Annotated in this window: 22 protein-coding genes; 3 read left to right on the plus strand and 19 right to left on the minus strand. The window is 70.9% G+C overall.

Features of this window, described 5'->3' with window-relative positions; translation table 11 throughout:
• From AB0300_RS00110 to infC, 9 genes are all read right to left on the minus strand, one after another.
• Nucleotides 1–915, minus strand: a complete 915-nt coding sequence (locus AB0300_RS00110) for a glutamate ABC transporter substrate-binding protein (RefSeq protein ID WP_249520855.1) — start codon at nt 913–915, stop codon at nt 1–3.
• A gap of 46 nt (nt 916–961) precedes the next feature.
• Nucleotides 962–1708 (minus strand): amino acid ABC transporter ATP-binding protein, encoded by a 747-nt coding sequence (locus tag AB0300_RS00115; protein ID WP_025105274.1) that lies wholly within the window; start codon nt 1706–1708, stop codon nt 962–964.
• A gap of 262 nt (nt 1709–1970) precedes the next feature.
• Nucleotides 1971–2933 (minus strand): TAXI family TRAP transporter solute-binding subunit, encoded by a 963-nt coding sequence (locus AB0300_RS00120; RefSeq protein WP_366215242.1) that lies wholly within the window; start codon nt 2931–2933, stop codon nt 1971–1973.
• The gene (locus AB0300_RS00125; RefSeq protein WP_025105276.1) at nt 2930–4303 is read right to left on the minus strand and encodes an ATP-binding protein; all 1374 of its coding nucleotides are present in this window, start codon (nt 4301–4303) and stop codon (nt 2930–2932) included. Before AB0300_RS00125 ends, AB0300_RS00120 begins: the two co-directional genes overlap by 4 nt.
• A gap of 3 nt (nt 4304–4306) precedes the next feature.
• Nucleotides 4307–4978: a response regulator transcription factor gene (locus AB0300_RS00130; RefSeq protein ID WP_366215243.1), complete on the minus strand. Its 672-nt coding sequence runs from the start codon at nt 4976–4978 to the stop codon at nt 4307–4309.
• Nucleotides 4979–5002: 24 nt separating this feature from the next.
• Nucleotides 5003–5815 (minus strand): RNA methyltransferase, encoded by an 813-nt coding sequence (locus AB0300_RS00135; RefSeq protein ID WP_366215244.1) that lies wholly within the window; start codon nt 5813–5815, stop codon nt 5003–5005.
• 88 nt (nt 5816–5903) lie between these two features.
• Entirely contained in the window at nt 5904–6290 is a 387-nt protein-coding gene (rplT, locus tag AB0300_RS00140) for a 50S ribosomal protein L20 (protein ID WP_025105279.1), read from the minus strand.
• 32 nt (nt 6291–6322) lie between these two features.
• Nucleotides 6323–6517 carry a 50S ribosomal protein L35 gene (gene rpmI, locus AB0300_RS00145; protein WP_025105280.1) on the minus strand — a complete coding sequence of 65 codons (195 nt, stop codon included), beginning with the start codon at nt 6515–6517 and terminating at the stop codon, nt 6323–6325.
• Between the two features lie 72 nt (nt 6518–6589).
• Nucleotides 6590–7204: a translation initiation factor IF-3 gene (gene infC / locus AB0300_RS00150; RefSeq protein ID WP_102209100.1), complete on the minus strand. Its 615-nt coding sequence runs from the start codon at nt 7202–7204 to the stop codon at nt 6590–6592.
• Between the two features lie 257 nt (nt 7205–7461).
• Here infC and AB0300_RS00155 point away from each other — a divergent pair, with 257 nt between their 5' ends.
• Nucleotides 7462–7860 (plus strand): DUF1844 domain-containing protein, encoded by a 399-nt coding sequence (locus AB0300_RS00155; protein WP_025105282.1) that lies wholly within the window; start codon nt 7462–7464, stop codon nt 7858–7860.
• Between the two features lie 18 nt (nt 7861–7878).
• Here the strand turns inward: AB0300_RS00155 and AB0300_RS00160 are convergent, their stop codons facing one another.
• From AB0300_RS00160 to AB0300_RS00190, 7 genes are all read right to left on the minus strand, one after another.
• Nucleotides 7879–8676 (minus strand): SseB family protein, encoded by a 798-nt coding sequence (locus tag AB0300_RS00160; RefSeq protein WP_366215245.1) that lies wholly within the window; start codon nt 8674–8676, stop codon nt 7879–7881.
• A complete protein-coding gene (gene priA, locus AB0300_RS00165) occupies nt 8660–9406 on the minus strand; it encodes a bifunctional 1-(5-phosphoribosyl)-5-((5-phosphoribosylamino)methylideneamino)imidazole-4-carboxamide isomerase/phosphoribosylanthranilate isomerase PriA (protein WP_025105284.1) in 747 nt (248 codons plus the stop codon). The genes AB0300_RS00160 and priA overlap by 17 nt, the downstream gene beginning before the upstream one ends.
• A gap of 112 nt (nt 9407–9518) precedes the next feature.
• Nucleotides 9519–10154, minus strand: a complete 636-nt coding sequence (gene hisH / locus AB0300_RS00170) for an imidazole glycerol phosphate synthase subunit HisH (RefSeq protein WP_062764639.1) — start codon at nt 10152–10154, stop codon at nt 9519–9521.
• Nucleotides 10151–10768: an imidazoleglycerol-phosphate dehydratase HisB gene (gene hisB / locus AB0300_RS00175; RefSeq protein WP_062764642.1), complete on the minus strand. Its 618-nt coding sequence runs from the start codon at nt 10766–10768 to the stop codon at nt 10151–10153. Before hisB ends, hisH begins: the two co-directional genes overlap by 4 nt.
• Nucleotides 10765–11850: a histidinol-phosphate transaminase gene (locus tag AB0300_RS00180; RefSeq protein ID WP_062636652.1), complete on the minus strand. Its 1086-nt coding sequence runs from the start codon at nt 11848–11850 to the stop codon at nt 10765–10767. Before AB0300_RS00180 ends, hisB begins: the two co-directional genes overlap by 4 nt.
• A 68-nt stretch (nt 11851–11918) precedes the next feature.
• A complete protein-coding gene (locus AB0300_RS00185; RefSeq protein WP_025105288.1) occupies nt 11919–12287 on the minus strand; it encodes a LysM peptidoglycan-binding domain-containing protein in 369 nt (122 codons plus the stop codon).
• A 156-nt stretch (nt 12288–12443) separates the two neighbouring features.
• A complete protein-coding gene (locus AB0300_RS00190; protein WP_275886592.1) occupies nt 12444–12572 on the minus strand; it encodes a hypothetical protein in 129 nt (42 codons plus the stop codon).
• On the opposite strand from AB0300_RS00190, the gene lexA reads away from it, so the two are divergent.
• On the plus strand, nt 12571–13257 hold the full coding sequence (gene lexA, locus AB0300_RS00195) for a transcriptional repressor LexA (protein ID WP_025105289.1): 687 nt from the start codon (nt 12571–12573) through the stop codon (nt 13255–13257). The genes AB0300_RS00190 and lexA overlap by 2 nt on opposite strands.
• Nucleotides 13258–13339: 82 nt before the next feature.
• Here lexA and metE read toward each other — a convergent pair whose 3' ends face one another.
• Together metE and AB0300_RS00205 are read right to left on the minus strand one after the other, a co-directional pair.
• Entirely contained in the window at nt 13340–15649 is a 2310-nt protein-coding gene (gene metE / locus AB0300_RS00200; protein WP_366215247.1) for a 5-methyltetrahydropteroyltriglutamate--homocysteine S-methyltransferase, read from the minus strand.
• Between the two features lie 21 nt (nt 15650–15670).
• Entirely contained in the window at nt 15671–16618 is a 948-nt protein-coding gene (locus AB0300_RS00205) for a methylenetetrahydrofolate reductase (protein ID WP_062764648.1), read from the minus strand.
• A 184-nt stretch (nt 16619–16802) separates the two neighbouring features.
• Here AB0300_RS00205 and AB0300_RS00210 point away from each other — a divergent pair, with 184 nt between their 5' ends.
• A complete protein-coding gene (locus AB0300_RS00210) occupies nt 16803–18665 on the plus strand; it encodes a prolyl oligopeptidase family serine peptidase (protein ID WP_366215248.1) in 1863 nt (620 codons plus the stop codon).
• A 10-nt stretch (nt 18666–18675) separates the two neighbouring features.
• Here the strand turns inward: AB0300_RS00210 and smpB are convergent, their stop codons facing one another.
• Nucleotides 18676–19152, minus strand: a complete 477-nt coding sequence (gene smpB / locus AB0300_RS00215) for an SsrA-binding protein SmpB (RefSeq protein WP_050722832.1) — start codon at nt 19150–19152, stop codon at nt 18676–18678.
• Nucleotides 19153–19201 lie beyond the last annotated feature (49 nt).

Consider the following 19201-nt stretch of genomic DNA (forward strand, 5'->3'; position numbering starts at 1 on the left):
TCAACCGACCGGGTCGACCTCGGGCTGCTCGGCCTTCACACCGGAGGCGCCGAGGTTGTTGTCGAAGATCTGCTGCCAGATGTCGCCACCGTCGGTGAGCTGCGTGTTGAAGTACTCGACGAGCGCGTCGTCGCCCTTCGCCACACCGATGCCGTAGCGCTCCTCGCTGAACGGCTCGCCGACGACCTTGAGGTTGTCGGGGTCCTGCGCCGCGTAGCCGATGAGGATGGCCTCGTCGGTGGTGACCGCGTCGACCTGACCGTTCTTGAGGTCCTCGACGCACTTGGAGTACGTGTCGTACTCCTTCGTCTTCACCTCGGGGTAGTTCTCCTTGATGTTCTGGATCGGCGTCGAACCCGTCGCCGAGCAGACCGTAGTCGAGGAGTCCAGGTCGTCGACGCTCGCGATGTCGCTGTCGGCGGCGACGAGGAGACCCTGACCGGTGACGAAGTAGGGACCGGCGAAGGCGATCTGCTCCTTGCGCTTGTCCGTGATGGAGTAGGTGCCGACGTAGTAGTCGATGTCACCGTTGACGATGGCCTGCTCGCGGTTCGCCGAGGCGATCGCCTGGAACTCGATGTTGTCGGGGTCGACACCGAGGGACGCCGCCATCCAGCGGGCGATGTCGACGTCGAAGCCGGTGCGCTCGTTCGTCACGGGGTCGAGATAACCGAGACCGGGCTGGTCCTCCTTGACGCCCACCTTGACGGTGCCCGACGAGGAGATGCGGTCGAACGTGGGGCTCCCCTCGATCGTGACGTCCTCCTCGACGGTCCAGGGCGTGCTGCTCGAGGCGTCGCCCTCGTCGCTGCCCGACGTGCCGGTGCTCGACGGCGTGCCGCTGTTGCAGGCCGTGAGCGCGAGCAGCGCCACCGTGGCGATCCCGAATCCGGCCAGTGTCCGTGTGCGTCGCATGTGCGTCTCCTTCGTGTGCTGTGCTGTGGGTGCTGGGTCTGGGAAGTCAGTGCGTGAGGAGCTTCGAGAGGAAGTCCTTGGCGCGGTCGCTCTTCGGGTTCGTGAAGAACTCCTCGGGCTTGGCCTCCTCGACGATCCGGCCGTCCGCCATGAAGACGACGCGATCGGCCGCCTTGCGGGCGAAGCCCATCTCGTGGGTGACGACGATCATCGTCATGCCCTCCTGGGCGAGCTCGACCATGACGTCGAGGACCTCGTTGATCATCTCCGGGTCGAGCGCGCTGGTCGGCTCGTCGAAGAGCATGACCTTCGGCTGCATGGCGAGGGCCCGTGCGATCGCGACGCGCTGCTGCTGGCCGCCGGAGAGCTGCGCGGGGAGCTTGTTCGCCTGCTGCGCGACGCCGACGCGCTTGAGGAGCATCATGGCTTCCGCCTCGGCGTCGGACTTCTTCAGGCCGCGGACCTTGATCGGGCCGAGCGTCACGTTCTCGAGGATCGTGAGGTGCGCGAAGAGATTGAAGGACTGGAAGACCATGCCGACGTCGGCCCGCAGGTGCGCGAGCGCCTTGCCCTCCGCGGGCAGCTCCTTGCCGTCGATGCGGATCGAGCCGCTGGTGATGGTCTCCAGACGGTTGATCGTACGGCAGAGCGTCGACTTGCCCGAGCCGGAGGGGCCGATCACGACGACGACCTCCCCCGCGTTGACGGTGAGGTCGATGTCGCTGAGCGCCTGGAACTCGCCGTAGTGCTTCTGGACGTTCTCGACGACGACGAGCGGGGTTTCAGAGGTCATCATTTCTCCAAACTAGCCACGCGATGCGCGCGGTTCCAGGCACCACGGTGAGGTTTACACGTTCGTAATCACCTGATCGCGGCGCCAATGCATCCTCGCAGGGGCACCCCACGGCCCGCCCCCTCGGGCCGCGGGATCGCCCTGCTGCCACGCTCCCAGCGACAGCAGGCAGCAGGTGTCCGACCGTGTGCGATCGACCTCACCCTGGCAGAGCCGGCGCACGGCTGTCAGGGATCTTGAGGATTTCTTGAGGGGGCGCCGGTCACCGGCGCAGATCGCGGTAGTACTGCTCCGCGCCGGGGTGCAGGGGCACCGGTCCGGTGAAGATCGCCGACCGGCGGTCCAGCAGCGCCGCCGCCGGCACATCGGCCGCGAGCGCGGTACGCGCCGCGAACAGGCCCGCGACGAGATCGTGGACGACGCCGGGCGGGGTGCTGCCGGCGGTGACGAGGTAGTTCGGCACCGCCATCGTCGTCACGGAGACGTCGAGTCCGTAGGTGCCCGCAGGCACGTCGGCGGGCCGGTACGCGTGGGAGTACCGCTCGTTGACCGCGTTCACCCAGTCCTGCTCGACCGGGAGCAGGCGCACGTCCACGGTCTCCGCGAGGTCCGCGATTCCGGGCGTCGGCAGCCCGCCCACCCAGAAGAAGCCGTCGATCTCGCCGCGCTCCATGGCGGCGATGGATCCGCCGAGGTCGAGCTGCGGATCGTCGATCGCGTCGGCGGCGACGCCGGCCGCGTGGAGCACCCGGGTGGCGATGACGTTCACCCCCGAGTTCTCGGCTCCGAGGGAGATCCTCCGCCCGGAGAGGTCGGCCAGGTCGTCCAGGGCCGAGTCGTCGCGCACGACGATCTGCAGGTACTCGTCGTAGAGACGGGCGATCGCCTGCACGTCCAAGGCCTCGGTGAAGGCACCCGTCCCCGCCACCGCGTCCGCCGCCGCATCACCCTGCGCGAAGCCGAGGAGGGCCTCCCCCGCACTCACGCGCAACAGGTTGTCCACCGATCCCGCCGTCACCTCCGCCGTGAGGTCGACGTCGAGCTCACGCGACAGCTCGGCCGCGAGGTGGCTGCCGTAGTCGTGGTAGACACCGGTGGGGCTGCCCGCGGCGAGCACGGCGACGGTCTCCGTCCAGTCCGCGGAGCGCGGGCTGCACGCGCTCAACCCGACTGCGGTGACGAGCGCGAGCATGCCGGCGACGACACGCCGCCCCCACGCGCTCATGCCGCCGCCTCCGCCGGGAGGACGAGGGCCACGAGGAGCCCGCCGCCGTCGGCCCCCTGCACCCGCAGCTCGCCCCCGACCGTCGCGAGGAGGTCGGTCGCGATCGCCAGCCCGAGCCCGGTCCCCGGCATGTCGCCGCTGTCCGCGCTCCGCCAGAAGCGATCGGCCGCCGCCGACGCATCCTCCGGCGACAGTCCGGGGCCGTGGTCGCGCACGGTAAGACGGCATTCGTCACCCGCGCGCTGCGCGCCGACCTCGATGGACGAGCCCTCCGGCGAGTACTTCACCGCGTTGTCGATCGCGGCGTCGAGCGCGCTCTCCACGATGGTGCGGTCGGTGATCGTCATGACCGACGACTCCCCCGTCCGACGCAGCACGATGGCCCGCTGCGCCGCCACCTCCTGCCAGGCCTCGACCCGGCGTCCGGCCACGGCGGCGAGATCGACCGCCGACATGGTGGAGTCGGTGCGACCGCCGCGGGCGAGCCCGAGGAGGGTCTCCAGGATGCGGGTCATCCGCCGGCCCTCCTCCCTGGTCTCCTCCACGTCGTGGTCCCACTCGCGTCCCAGACCCGTCGCGAGGTGCTCGACGCGCAGCAGCAGCGCGTTGAGCGGATTCCGCAGCTCGTGCGAGGCGTTCAGCGCGAACTCCTGCTGGCGGGTCATGACGCGCTCGATCTCGTCGGCCATGCCGTTGAACACCCGCGTCATGCGCCGCAGCTCGGGCGGCCCGGTGCCCTCGGCCACCCGCGCGTCCATCTCCCCCCGCTCGATCGCCGCCATCGTCTCGTCGAGACGGCGCACCGGGGAGAGCACCCAACGGGCCAGCCCGGCGACCAGGAGGATGCCGAGCGCGCACAGCAGCACGACGATGAGGCCGAGCACGAGCGTCTGCCGGAGGATGACGGTCTGCGGCGTCTGGGTGCCTCCGGTCACGAGCACGGCGCCGATCACGTCGCCGTCGTCGAACACCGGCTCCACGAGCGCCGCATCGGACACGATCCAGGCGGAAGAGGTCGGCTGCTCGGCGCGGCGTCCGGAGAGCGCCAGCCGCACCCGCTGCGCATCCCCCTCCGACAGGACCGTGTCTCCGTGGTCCCCCGCCGCCCACGGGCTGCCGGTGAGATCGAACACGGTCACCTCGATCCCGTAGACCTCCTGGAAGCGGCGGACCTCGGCGTCCATCACCGCCGGGCTCCCGGAGCGCAGCGCCTGTCGGGCGCTCGTCGCGAAGTACCCGAGGTCGCCGAGCTGCTCGGCGTAGAACGACTGCTGGACGCTGCGAGCCGCGCTCCACCCCGTCACGCCGCCGAGCGCGACGAGCACCACGATCAGCGGCACGAGGAAGACGACGGTCAGGCGGCGGCGCACGCGTCAGGACCCCGCGAGCCGGTAGCCGACGCCGCGCACGGTCTCGATGAACGCACGGTCACCGCTCTTCTTCCGGATGGCCGCCACATGCACTTCCAGCGAGTGGCCGAAGCCGCGCCAGTCGGTGTTCCAGACCTCGCGGATGAGGCGCTCCTTCGGCACCGCGACACCCGGATACCGCGCGAGCACGCCCACGATGTCGAACTCCTTGCGGGTGAGCGCCAGCGACACCCCGCCGACCTGCACCTCCCGCGCGACGAGGTCGATCTGCACCGCTCCGCCATGCAGCAGCACCCGGGTGTCCGGCTCCGTCCGCAGCGGCCGCGACCGCCGGGTGACCGCCTCGATCCGCGCCAGGAGCTCGTGCACGTCGTAGGGCTTCACCACGAAGTCGTCGGCGCCGGCGCGCAGTCCCTTGATGCGCTCGGCGACCTGGTTGCGCGCGGTGACGATGACGATCGGCACGTCGGAGCGCCCGCGGATGCGGCGGCAGAGGTCGATGCCGTCGACATCCGGCAGCCCGAGATCGAGCAGCACGACCTCGGTGTCGGCATCCAGGTGCTCCAGTGCCGCGTTCCCGTCGGCCGCGTGCACGGTGGCATAGCCCGAGCGCGCGAGGAAGGCCTGCAAGGCCCCCGCCACCCGCTCGTCGTCCTCGACGATCAGAATCCTCATCTCCCCGCGCCCCGCCTCACCCGCTCAGCCGGCCGGAGCCGCGCGTTGGGCGAACGCGCTCTCGTACAGGCACACGCTCGCCGCGGTGGCCAGGTTCAGCGACTCCGCACGCCCGAAGATCGGCAGCCGGAGCACCCGGTCGGCCCTGGTCAGAGCCTCGTCCTCGAGCCCGCGCGCCTCGTTGCCGAACAGCCACGCGGTCGGCTCGCCGAGGACGCCGTCGGCGCGTGCGGCGAGGAGGTCGTCCCCCTTCACGTCCGCCGCGAGGATCTGCATGCCCGCCTCGTGCGCACGCCGGACGACCTCGTCGAGCTCGCCGCCCACCGAGACCGGGAGGTGGAAGAGCGAGCCGGTCGTCGCGCGCACCACCTTGGGGTTGTACGGGTCGACGGTGCGGCCGGTCAGCACCACCGCGTCGGCGCCCGCCGCGTCCGCCGCGCGGATGATCGTGCCCAGGTTGCCGGGGTCGCGCACCTCCTCGCAGATCGCGATGAGGCGCGGCGTGCCGTCGAAGATCTCGCGGACCGAGGTCGGCGTCTGGCGGACCACCGCGACGAGTCCCTGGGGCGTCACCGTGTCGGCCATCGCGTTGAGCACGTCCTCGGTCACGTACTCGACCTCGACGTCGGCGTCCGCCGCCTTCGCGCGGATGTCCGCGTGCTTCTCCCAGCCGTGCGGAGTCGCGAAGAGCTCGACGATCGCATCCGGGCGGTACGTCAGCGCCTCGCGGACGGACTGCGGACCTTCCAGCAGGAAAAGACCGGTCTCGGTGCGGGCGCTGCGCTTGGTCAGCTTGGCGACGGCACGGACTCGGGGGGAACGGGGGTTCTCCAGCACGAACTCAGTCTACGGTCAGCCCGACGCCGTCCGGATACGCGGAACGGGCGCCTTCCCGGAGGAAGACGCCCGTTCGGAAGCGAGATGCTTACGCCGCGGACTTGGGCGCGTTGACGTCGGAAGGCAGAGCCTTCTTCGCCGTCTCGACCAGCGTCGCGAACGTCGCGGCGTCGTTCACCGCGAGATCGGCGAGCATGCGACGGTCGACCGTGACACCCGCGAGGCCCAGCCCCTGGATGAAGCGGTTGTACGTCATGCCGTTCTGGCGGGCCGCAGCGTTGATGCGCTGGATCCACAGACGACGGAAGTCGCCCTTGCGCTTGCGGCGGTCCCGGTACGAGTAGACCAGGGAGTGGATGACCTGTTCCTTGGCCTTCCGGTAGAGGCGCGAACGCTGACCGCGGTAGCCGGAGGCGCGCTCGAGGATGACCCGACGCTTCTTGTGGGCGTTGACCGCCCGCTTGACTCTTGCCATTTTCCTGTGTTCCTATCCTGCGATCGGGCGCGTCAGCGACCGAGAAGCTTCTTCGCGACCTTGAAGTCCGCCTTCGCGAGCACCTGGTCCTGGTTCAGACGACGGGTGCGACGGCTCGACTTGTGCTCGAGGTTGTGGCGCATCCCGGCCTGCTGCTTCTTCAGCTTGCCGCTGCCGGTGATCTTGAAGCGCTTCTTAGCACCCGAGTGGGTCTTCTGCTTCGGCATCTTCTCTTCCTTCGTATGGCGCCTTCTCAGGCGACGGTGTCAACCCGCGGTGCGGGAGTTCTGGGGGCGGACCTACTCCGCCTTGGCGTCCGCGGAGGCGTCCGCGTCGTTCTTCGCGTCGCGCGCGGCCTGCTTGTTCGCGGCGCGCACGGCGTTCTGCTCCTGCTTCGCCTCGGACTTGCTCTTGTGCGGCGCGACGACCATCACCATGTTGCGGCCGTCGATGGTCGGGTTCGACTCGACCGTGCCGAACTCGGCGACGTCCTCGGCGAACTTGCGCAGCAGACGGACACCCTGCTCCGGGCGCGACTGCTCGCGACCGCGGAAGAGGATCATGGCCTTGACCTTGTCGCCGGCCTTGAGGAAGCCCTCGGCGCGCTTGAGCTTCGTCGTGTAGTCGTGCGCCTCGATCTTCAGACGGAAGCGGACTTCCTTGAGGATCGTGTTCGCCTGGTTGCGACGCGCTTCCTTTTCCTTCTGCGCGGCCTCGTACTTGAACTTGCCGTAGTCCATGATCTTGACGACGGGCGGCTTCGAGTTCGGGGCGACCTCGACGAGGTCGAGATCGGCTTCCTGGGCGAGACGCAGCGCTGCCTCGATGCGGACAACGCCGATCTGCTCACCCGCGGGGCCGACGAGGCGGACCTCGGGGACGCGGATGCGCTCATTGGTACGGGGATCGCTGATGCGGAGCTCCTTAGACGATGTGATTCGGCCACCGCGATACTGTCTGCATCCCGGGCGAAATCGGAGTCGTCCCCCACCCGCCGGCTCTCAGACGCCGGCTCCGCACCCTGGCTACCGGTCCTCTCGTGACGAGCGGAGCCGGCGGAGCGCAAGACCCGGTAGCCTGGAACGGCAAGCGCGGGTGGGAAGTGAATCCTCTTTCGTTCCGGAGCACGACGCTCCGGAGCCCGCCAAAGTCTAACAGAAAGCAAGGCGAAGTGACGAACCAGGCATCGGACGAGGCGGCCCGCGAGCGCGAGGAGCGATGGGCTCGGCAGGAAGAGGCAGCCTCCTCGGCCGTCCGTGACATCGCCGACGTCCCGGCCGTCGAGGTGATCACCACCGCCGCCGTGCACCTCATGAGCGCGGCAGCCGTGAAGCTCGGCCTCGCGGACGACCCGGACGCCGCGGCCCAGCTCGACCTGGACGAGGCGCGCAAGCTCATCAATGCCCTCGCGGGGCTCATCACCGCCGGCGCCCCGGAGATCAGCGACATGCACGCCCGGTCGCTGCGGGACGGCCTCCGGTCGCTGCAGCTCGCCTTCCGCGAGGCCTCGACGATCCCCGACCCGATCGGCAAGGGGCCGGGCGAGAAGTGGACCGGCCCCGTCACCTGATCCGGCCGACGCTCCGCCTCAGATGCTGCGGCGGAGCTTGACCGTCAGCGAATCGGCGAGGACGGCGATCCGGTCGTCCGCCGCCCAGCGCTGAGCGAGCCGCGCGAGCACGGCATCCAGGACCTCTCGCTCCAGGCCATCGACGAGCTCCAGGACCACGATGAGCTCCGGTCCGCGGAGGCGCGCGTCCGGGTCACCCGGCGCGACGGAGACGTCGATCACGGCGAGCTCGTGGGCGATGCTCTCCCGGAGGGCGGTGACGACCTCGGGAGAGAGGAAGCTCGGCTCCCAGGCGTGCCCCTGCGCCACGGCCCAGACGGCGGGGCGGCGGATCACGAACTCGGTGTCGGACGTGGGGTCCAGCACGATGAGATCGGTGTCCTCCGACGACGCGGCCAGGGCCGCGCGAACGGCCTCGACCGGGATGGGGCGGGCCGACGGGTCCCAGCGCTGCATCGTCTCGACCGACGAGAACACCGGCTGGACGCGGCGCCCGTCCGGTGCGGCCACGGTGACGATCGAGAGCTCCTGCGTCTTGTCCACCGCGAGACCGCTGGGCGCCACGCCCTCCTCGCCCCTCTCCGCGATCAGGGGCACGAGCACCCGGGCGGAGCGGAACGCGTCGACGACCTCGGCCTGACTCCCCTCGCCCGCACGGAAGCGATGCAGCGCGGCGAGCAGAGCCGGGTCCGCCGAGCCGTCGTCGGCCGCGTGCGGATTCGACTCGAAGCTGCGCCCCTCCCAGGGGACGCCGGCGGAATCGGCCCGGTTGTGCGACTCCGGACCGCAGGCGTGCGGATCAGTCTCCGGCGACATCCAGGGCCTCCGCGAGCGTGAAGGCGCCCGCGTACAGAGCCTTCCCGACGATGGCGCCCTCGACGCCCAGGGGCACGAGGTCGCGCAGCGCGGCGATGTCGTCGAGGTTCGAGATGCCGCCGGACGCGACGACCGGCTTCGGCGTGCGCGAGGTCACCTCGCGCAGGAGTTCCAGGTTCGGGCCGCGCAGCGTGCCGTCCTTGGTCACGTCGGTGACGACGTAGCGGCTGCAGCCGGCGTCCTCGAGGCGCTCGAGCACCTCCCAGAGGTCGCCGCCCTCCTTCGTCCAGCCGCGCGCCGCGAGGGTCGTGCCGCGGACGTCGAGGCCGACGGCGATCGCCTCACCGAAGCGGCTGATCACGTCGGCCGCCCACTCGGGGTTCTCCAGAGCGGCGGTGCCGAGGTTGATGCGGGCGGCGCCGCTCTCCAGAGCGGCCTCCAGGCTCGCGTCGTCCCGGATGCCGCCGGAGAGCTCGACGTTGACGTTCTTGAACTGCTTGATGACCTTGCGCAGGATCGGCGCGTTGCTGCCGCGTCCGAACGCCGCGTCGAGGTCGACGAGGTGGATCCAGGAGGCCCCCTGCGACACCCACTCCCCTGCCGCGTCGAGCGGGTCGCCGTAGCTCGTCTCGGTCCCGGCCTCCCCCTGCGTGAGACGGACCGCCTTGCCGCCGGCGACATCGACCGCGGGAAGGAGCGTGAGCGAGGGGGACTGCGCGAAGTCGTTCATGGGGTCCTTGGTTCGGGTGGGTCTGCGGCCCGAGCGGGCACGAGAGACGAGGGTAGTCCGCCGCGGGGCGCGGGACAAACCGCGTGACGCCGGGCGCCGACGCAGCTGGGGGTCAGAGGCTCTGCACCCAGTTCCGGAGCAGCTGGATGCCGGCGTCCCCGGACTTCTCCGGGTGGAACTGCGTCGCCGAGAGCGGGCCGTTCTCGACGGCCGCGAGGAAGGGGCCGCCGTAGGTCGCCCACGTGAGCACGGGCTGCGGGAACGGCGGGATCACGTCGAGCTCCCAGGACTGCGCGGCATAGGAGTGCACGAAGTAGAAGCGCTCCTGCTCGATGCCGCGGAACAGGACGGTGTCCTCCCCCGGCTCGACCGTGTTCCAGCCCATGTGCGGCAGGACCGGCGCGTCGAGCTCCGTCACAGCACCCGGCCACTCGCCGAGGCCCGCGGTGTCGTGCCCCCGCTCGACGCCGTGCTCGAACAGCACCTGCATGCCGACGCAGATGCCGAGCACCGGTCGGCCCCCCGCGAGACGACGGCCGATGATCTCGTCGCCGCCGTGGGCGTGCAGGGCGTCCCGCACAGCCTGGAAGGCGCCGACACCGGGCACGACGAACCCGTCGGCCTCCAGCGCCTCGGCGCGGTCGCGGGTCAGCACGGCATCGGCTCCCGCGGCGACGAGCGCCTTCACGGCGGAGTGGACGTTGCCGGACTCGTAGTCGAAGACGGCGACCCGCGGCGCGGCGCTCACAGCGCCCCCTTGGTCGACGGGATGCCGTCGACGAGAGGATCCAGGGCCTTCGCCTGGCGGAACGCCCGCGCGAACGCCTTGAACTCGGCCTCGGCGATGTGGTGCGGGTCGCGCCCGCTCAGCACCCGCACGTGCACGGTCAGCGCGGCGTTGAAGGTGATGGCCTCGAAGACGTGCCGCACGAGGGATCCCGTGAAGTGCCCGCCGATCAGGTGGTGCTCGAAGCCCGCGGGCTCCCCCTCGTGCACGAGGTACGGGCGGCCGGAGATGTCGACGACCGCCTGCGCGAGCGCCTCGTCCAGGGGGACGAGGGCGTCGCCGTACCGGGAGATGCCGGACTTGTCTCCGAGGGCGGCCAGGACCGCCTGGCCGAGCACGATCGAGACGTCCTCCACGGTGTGGTGCGCGTCGATGTGGGTGTCCCCGGAGGCCCGCACGGTGAGATCCGTCAGCGAGTGCTTGGCGAACGCCGTGAGCATGTGGTCGAAGAACGGCACCGAGGTGTCGATGCGGCTCGCACCGGTGCCGTCGAGGTTCAGCTCGACCTCGACGGTGGACTCCGACGTGCTGCGCACGCGGCTCGCGGTGCGTGCGGTGGGCGCGGGGATGGTCATGATGCCGATCCTATCGAGGCCAGGGCGTCCAGGAACGCCGTCGTCTCCGCCTCCGTGCCGGCGCTCACCCGCAGGTGGCCGGGGATGCCGACGTCGCGGACGAGCACACCGCGGTCGTACAGCTGCTGCCACGTCGCCTGCGGATCCGCGACGCCGCCGAACAGCACGAAGTTGGACCACGAGAGGTGCGGGGTGTACCCGAGGGCTTCGAGCGTCGCCGTGATGCGGTCCCGCTGCTCCACGATCTCCTGCACCATGCCGAGCATGACGTCGGCGTTGCGGAGGGCGGCGACCGCGGCGGCCTGCGTCAGAGCGCTCAGGTGGTACGGCAGTCGCACGAGCCGGAGCGCGTCGATGAACGCCGGGTCGGCCGCGAGGTAGCCGACGCGGGCGCCGGCGAAGGCGAAGGCCTTGCTCATCGTTCGGGAGACGGCAAGGCGCGGCCGTCCTTCCAGGAGGGTGAGGGCCGACGCCGCATCCCGTGGCGCGAACTCCTGGTAGGCCTCGTCGACGATCACGACGCCGCGGGCCGCCTCGTAGACGGCCTCCACGACGTCGAGCCCCAGCGGGGTGCCGGTCGGGTTGTTCGGCGAGCAGAGGATCACGATGTCGGGGTCGGCCGCGCGCACCTGCTGCGCCGCCTCCTCCGGGGTGACCGTGTAGTCGGGCTGACGGGTGCCCGCGATCCAGGACGCGCCCGTCCCCTTCGCGATGAGCGGGTACATGGAGTACGTGGGCGCGAATCCGAAGGCCGTGCGTCCCGGCCCGCCGAACGCCTGGAAGATGTGCTGCAGCACCTCGTTGGACCCGTTGCCCGCCCAGATCTGCTCCGGCGTGAGGCCGTGACCCAGGTAGTCGGCGAACGCCTCCCGCAGCGTCGTGAACTCGCGGTCCGGGTACCGGTTCACGTCTCGGATCGCCACGGCGATGTCATCGAGGATGTCGCTCGCGACCTCGTCGGGAACCGGATGCGTGTTCTCGTTGACGTTCAGCGCCACCGGCAGCGGGGCCTGCGGCGCTCCGTATGGGGTGAGTCCGCGCAGATCGTCGCGGAGCGGGAGATCGTTGAGGGAGAAGGTCACCCTTCCCATCTTAAGAGGAGCAGGGAGAGCCGAGGTCATCGTGACGATTCGGCCGGGAGGACTCGGCGTCAGTCGGTGTACCGCGCCGGCAGTGCGAGCTCCTGGCCGACCTGGAGCTCCCCGCCGCGCAGCAGGTTCATGCGGGTGATCTCACCGATGACATCCCGCGGGTCGGCCTCGGGAGCGATGCTGCTCGCGATCGACCAGAGGGTGTCGCCGGGCATGACCGTGACGGTCTCGACGGAGACGGCCGGCGCGTCCGCGCCGGAGGCGGTCGCGCTGCCCCCGCTGAGCGCGGCGAAGGCGATGCCCGCCGCGAGCGGGACCGACGCGAGCGCGAGCAGAGTGCGACGGCCGCGTGCCGTGATCCGCAGCCGGGTGGCCGGACGGGCCGATGCCGGGAGGGCGGTCGCGGTGCTGAGGCTGATGCTGCTCATGTCTGCTCCTTACTGTCCCGGCGCCGGAGCCCGGGGAGGTTGGCGTAGCTTTCGCATCCGCGCCTCGGCCGGGAGCCGTGGATGCGAAGCTACGTTCCGAAGATATCTTCGAGTTCGAACATCTGTCAAGCTGTCTTCGAAACCATGCCCCGCGAATCAGCCGACACGCTCGAACAGATCTTCCAGATCGGCGCTTTTCTCGGATACGGTTTCGATAAGGACACCCCACCACGGGCCACCGACATTCGAAGCGGCACGTCGGATCACGCAGTGAAGGAGCACCATGAGCGACACCTCAGCCCTCGAGTCCGAGGCGCCGCGCACCCGCCGTCGCAAGAGCCTCAGCCCGAAGCAGATGGCGATCCTCGAGGTCATCCAGGCCTCGATCGCGCAGAACGGCTATCCGCCGAGCATGCGCGAGATCGGCGACGCCGTCGGGCTCAAGTCGCTGTCCAGCGTCACCCACCAGCTCGGTCAGCTCGAGCTCAGCGGCTACCTGCGGCGCGACCCGGGCAAGACGCGTGCCATGGAGGTCCTGATCGACCTGCCCGGCACGGGCGCGGAGAACCCGGCGGACGTGGCGACCCCCGTGGGCGATGCCGCACTGGTCCCACTGGTGGGGCGTATCGCCGCGGGCGTGCCGATCACGGCGGATCAGCAGGTCGAGGAGATCTTCCCGCTCCCCCGGCAGCTCGTCGGCAAGGGCGACCTGTTCATGCTCAAGGTCTCCGGGGAGTCGATGATCGACGCCGCCATCTGCGACGGCGACTGGGTCGTCGTGCGCTCGCAGAACACGGCGGAGAACGGCGAGATCGTGGCTGCCATGCTCGACGGCGAGGCCACCGTCAAGGTGCTCCGTCGTCGCGACGGTCACACGTGGCTGCTCCCCCGCAACTCTGCCTTCGAGCCGATCCTGGGCGACGAGGCGGTCGTGCTCGGCAAGGTCGTCGCGGTCATGCGCGCCGTCTGAGTCCCCGCATCGTCGGTGAGACAACAACGAAGGCCCTCCCGGGCGCACCGGGAGGGCCTTCGTGTGTCCGGGGACGACCGCGTCAGGCGGTGACCACCACGTCCTCGCGCACGCGCCGCGTGGCCTCGACGATGTTCCGCAGCGACGCCGTGGTCTCGGCGTATCCGCGGGTCTTCAGACCGCAGTCCGGGTTCACCCAGAGCTGACGGAGGGGGATCTCCTCCACCGCACGCCGCAGCAGGGACTCGACCTCCTCCACGGTGGGCACGCGCGGCGAGTGGATGTCGTACACGCCGGGGCCGATGCCGTGGTCGAAGCCCACCTCGGCGATGTCCGCGACGACCTCCATGCGACTCCGGGCCGCCTCGATGGACGTGACGTCCGCGTCGAGCGCACGGATCGCGTCGATCACGACGCCGAACTCCGAGTAACAGAGGTGGGTGTGCACCTGGGTCGCCGCCGCAGCGCCGCCCGTGGCCAGACGGAACGAGGCGACGGACCAGTCGAGGTACGCCGGCTGGTCGGCCTGCTTCAGCGGGAGCAGCTCCCGGAGCGCCGGCTCGTCGACCTGGATCACCTGGATGCCCGCGGCCTCCAGGTCGGCGATCTCATCGCGGAGCGCGAGCGCCACCTGGTTCGCCGTCTCCCCCAGCGGCTGGTCGTCGCGGACGAAGGACCACGCGAGGATCGTGACGGGGCCCGTGAGCATCCCCTTCATGTGCTTCGCCGTGAGCGACTGCGCGTACGCCGACCAGCCGACCGTGATGGGCGCGGGACGCGAGACGTCTCCCCAGAGGATCGACGGGCGCGTGGCTCGCGAGCCGTACGACTGCACCCAGCCGTGCTGCGTGACCGCGAAGCCGTCGAGGTTCTCCGCGAAGTACTGCACCATGTCGTTGCGCTCCGGCTCACCGTGCACGAGGACGTCGAGACCGAGGTCCTCCTGCAGGGAGACGACCGCCGCGACCTCACGGCGCAGGAACTCCTCGTAGTCGTCCTCGGGGATCTCGCCGCGGAGGAACTGGGCGCGGGCGCGGCGGATGTCGCCGGTCTGCGGGAAGGAGCCGATCGTCGTCAGGGGCAGCGCTGGCAGGCCGAGGGCGTTCTGCGCCTCCTCCCGCTCCTGGTACGGGGCACGGGCGAAGTCGGCGTCGCTCAGCGCACGGGAACGCACCGCACCGTCGCGCACACCGGGAGCGGTCAGGCGGTCCTGCAGTGCAGCGGTCGCGGCGTCCAGCTCGGCCCCGATCGCCGTGCGCCCTTCGGACAGGCCGCGGGCGAGGGTCACGACCTGCTGCCCCTTCTGATCCGCGAAGGCGAGCCAGGAGACGAGGCGCGCGTCCAGCGCCGTCTCGTCCTCCACGTCGTGCGGCACGTGCAGCAGCGAGGTCGAGGTCGATGCCGACACCGGGGCCCCGAGCGCACGGAGCGCCTCCAGAGAATCGAACGCCGCGGACAGGTCGCCACGCCAGATGTTGTGACCGTCGATCACACCGCCGACGAGGGTCTTGCCCTCGAGGCCCGGCACCGCGTCGGGCACGGTGCCGCGCACGAGATCCACGGCGATGGCCTCGACGGGGGCGGCGGCCACGGTCGCGAACGTCGCGCCGAGGCTCGCGTACGGGGCCGCGACGAGGATCGAGGGACGCTCTTCGGCGTTCCCGAGCACCGCGAGCGCGCGCTCCGCGGCGGAGGCGAGCTGTGCGGTCGTCGCCGGCAGGGACTCGCTCACGAGGGCGGGCTCGTCGAGCTGTACCCACTCGGCGCCCGCGGCGCGCAAACGGGCGAGCAGGTCGACGTAGACGGGCAGCACATCCTCCAGCCGCGAGAGCGGCTCGAAGCCCTCCGGCGCGTCGTCCGACGCCTTCGCGAGCGCCAGCAGCGTGACCGGTCCGACGACCACGGGACGCGTGACGAAGCCGGCGGCGACGGCCTCGGCGACCTCGCGCACCAGGCGGTCGCTGGCGAGGGAGAACACCGTCTCCGGACCGATCTCCGGCACGAGGTAGTGGTAGTTCGAGTCGAACCACTTCGTCATCTCCAGCGGCGCCCGCTCGCCCTCGCCCCGGGCGACGGTGAACAGGGCGGAGAGGCCGATCGACCCGTCGGCCTCGCGCAGGTCGTCGAAGCGAGCAGGGATCGCGCCGACCGTGACGGCGGCGTCGAGGACCTGGTCGTAGAAGGAGAAGGACTCCGGGATGGACGAGTCCGTGCGGCCGAGGCCGAGCCCCGCCAGGCGCTCGCGGGTCGCCGCGCGCAGGTCCGCGGCCGTCCGCTCCAGCTCCTGCTCGTCGATGCGGCCGGCCCAGAACGCCTCGACGGCCTTCTTGAGCTCGCGGCGACGGCCGATGCGGGGGTAGCCGAGGATGGTGCCCTCGGGGAATGCGGTCATGGTGTTTCCTTTCGGCGGGGACTAGTGCCGGAGCGCCGGGACGATGCCGGCTTCGGCGAGGACGGTCAAGACGGTCTCGTGCTGGTTGAAGGCGTAGAGATGCACGCCGGGGGCCCCGCCGGCGACGACGTCGGCGGCGAGGCGCGCGGCCCAGGAGATCCCGATCTCCCGGCGCCCTTCGGCGGTCGGCTCGACATCGAGGGCGATCGCGAGCTCGCTGGGCAGGTCCTCCCCGGTCAGCTCCAGCACCCGGGCGAGCCGGGCCGGCGATGTGATCGGCATGATGCCGGGGAGGATCGGGATGGTGACGCCTCCGGCGCGGGCGCGCTCCACGAAGGCGAGGTAGTCATCGGGGTGGAAGAAGAGCTGCGTGATGGCGAAGGTCGCCCCCGCGGCCTGCTTGGCGAGCAGCGCCTCGACATCCTGCGTGCGGTGCGTGGCCCGGGGGTGCCCCTTCGGGAACGCGGCGACCGCGATGTCGACCTTCTGCCGCGGGGCCACGAGCGCGGCTCCGGGGAGACCGGGGACCGGAGACTCCTGGTACGGCGCGCGCTCGGCCTGGACGCGATCAATGAGCTGCACGAGCTGGGCGGCGCTCTCCAGGTCGCCCAGGAAGGGCTCGCTCTGTCCCGCGGGCGGGTCTCCGCGCAGGGCGAGGAAGCGGAGGATCCCGGCGTCGAGGAACTCCCGGATGAGCGCGGTGGCTCCGGCGTAGGTGTTGCCGACGCAGGTGAGATGAGCGAGGGGTTCGACGTCGGTGTGCTCCCGGATGAAGCGCAGCACATCGAGCGAGCGGCCGCCGGTGGAGCCGCCGGCGCCGTAGGTCACCGACAGGAACTCCGGGCCGGCCGCGGCGAGACGACGGACGGTCTCGTGCAGGGCCTCCTGGCTCGACTCCGAGCGCGGCGGGTAGAGCTCGAAGGAGAACGGCACGCGGGAGGCGCGGGAGGCGTCGAACGTGGAAGACATCTTCTCTCCAGGGGACAGGGGCCGGGGTCCGCGCACGACGAAGAGCACGTCGTTCGCGGGCGGGTGCCGGGCTCGGCTGTCGCTCCACGCCCGGGATGAACCGGGCGTTTCCAGAAACCTAGAACACGCCCTCGGACCGCCGCACGAGTGTGACGTCGTGTGTCACCGCCCGTAGGCTCGAGGCATGTCCTCACCGTTCGGCTCCTGGCCCTCCCCCTTCACCGCGAAAGCCGTCGCAGGAGCGGCGCCGCGCATCGACGGGGCCCGCTTCGTGGGTGACGAGGTGTGGTGGGCCGAGTCGGTCCCGGCCGAGGGCGGACGCGTCACGGTGCGCAGCTCGACGGGCGCGGAGATCCTCCCGGCACCCTGGAACGCCCGCTCCCGCGTGCACGAGTACGGGGGCGGTGCCTGGACCGTCGACGGCGACACCCTGTACTTCGTCTCCGGCAACGACCAGCGCGTGCACCGGATGGATCGGGGTGCCGAGCCGAGCCCCCTCACCGCCGCCGGCCCCGCGTACGGCGGGCTGCGCGTGCAGAGCGGCCGACTGCTGGCCGTGCGGGAAGACCTCTCGACCGACCCGCACCGCCGCGCGATCGTGGAGATCCCCGTGGACGGTTCGGCCGCCGAGGACGCCTCCGCGATCCGGGTGATGGTCGAGGGTCCCGGCTTCTTCGCCCATCCCGCGCTCTCGCCCGACGGCAGCCGCGTCGCCTGGGTCGAATGGCAGGCGGACGGCATGCCCTGGGAGAGCGCCGCGCTCGCGATCGGAACGGCGGCCGGCGGGACGATCACCCGGGTCCCCACCTCCGCCGCCCTGCAGCCGGAATGGATCGGCGACGACACGCTCGTGTTCGCCGACGACGGCTCGGGACGCTGGCAGCTTCAGCACCTCGCGCTCGACGGCCTCCAGCCCGGTGCCCCGCGCCCGCTCACCTCGTCCGACGCGGACACCGGCTACGGCCTGTGGGTGCTCGGCAACCGCTGGTTCCAGCCGCTGGCGGACGGCCGCCTCGTGGCCGTCCGCACCGACGGGCGCGACGAGGTGCAGCTCGTGTCCCCGGACGGCGAGACGCGCGCGATCGCGGTCCCGGGCGACGGGCATCTCAGTGTGGACGACGTCTCCGGCTCCCGCGTGCTGCTCAGCGGAGACGGCTCGCGCGTGACCTCCGGCATCTGGTGCGTCGACGTCGACAGCGGGGCCGTCGAGACCGTCACCGGCGGCGCTCCGGTCGACGAGGACTGGATGCCGGCGGCCCAGCAGCTCGTCGTCGAGGGGGCGCACGGCCCCGTGCACGCCTTCGTCTATCCGCCCGCCGCGCCCGGAGAGCCCCGCGGCGCCGACGGCGAGCTCCCGCCCTACATCGTGCTCGTGCACGGCGGGCCCACCGCCCATGTCACGGGAGCGGCCTCCGCCTCGATCGCCTTCTTCACGAGCCGGGGAATCGGGGTCCTCGACGTGAACTACGGCGGGTCCACCGGTTACGGTCGGGCGTACCGCGACCGCCTGCAGGGAGAGTGGGGCGTCGTGGACGTGGACGACGTGATCGCGGCCGCCCGCGGGCTCGCCGACGCCGGGCTCGCCGATCCCGCGCGCATCGCCATCCGCGGCGGCTCGGCGGGCGGCTGGACGGTGCTCTCGGCGCTCGTGCGGGGTGGCACGTTCGCCGCGGGCATCAGCCGCTACGGCGTCGCGGATCTGCGTATGCTCGCCGCCGAGACCCACGACTTCGAGGCGTCGTACCTCGACGGCCTCGTCGGTCCGCTCCCCGCCGCCGAGGACGTGTACATCGAGCGCTCGCCTCTGACCCACGCCGACCGCATCGACGTGCCGGTGCTGCTGCTGCAGGGCGGGGAGGACCGCGTCGTACCGCCGTCCCAGTCGGAGGCCATCCGCGACGCGCTGGCGGCGAACGGCATCGACCACGAGTACGTGCTGTACCCGGGCGAGGGTCACGGGTTCCGCAGCGCCGAGACCATCGTCGACGCGCTGGTACGCGAACTCGCGTTCCTCGGCCGGGTGTTCGGCTTCACGCCGAGCCTCTGAGCGCGGGCGGCTACTCGCCCACCCGGTTGCGCAGCCGCATCGCCCGCTCGGCCTCACGGGTGTCCTGGCGTTCGCGGAGGGTCTGACGCTTGTCGTACTCGCGCTTGCCCTTCGCGAGCGCGATCTCGACCTTGGCGCGACCGTCGGAGAAATACAGCTTGAGCGGGATGAGCGTGTATCCGCCCGCGGAGACGGCGTGGGCGAGCTTCGCGATCTCCTCCCGGTGCAGGAGGAGCTTGCGGATGCGCTTGGCCGAGTGGTTCGTCCAGTGCCCCTGCGAGTACTCCGGGATGTGCACGGCGTCGAGGAAGACCTCGTTGCCCTTCACGAACGCGTACCCGTCGCTGAGGTTCGCGCGCCCCTGACGGAGCGACTTCACCTCGGTGCCGGTGAGCACCATCCCCGCCTCGTACGACTTCTCGATGTTGTAGTCGTGACGCGCGCGACGATTGGTCGCGATGACCTTCTCCCCGCGTTCCCTGGGCATGATGATCTCCTGTGCTGTGGTGCCGTGGACGGCTCGGCAGCGGATCGGC

This window comes from Microbacterium sp. NPDC078814, from assembly GCF_040702645.1.
Lineage (GTDB): Bacteria > Actinomycetota > Actinomycetes > Actinomycetales > Microbacteriaceae > Microbacterium.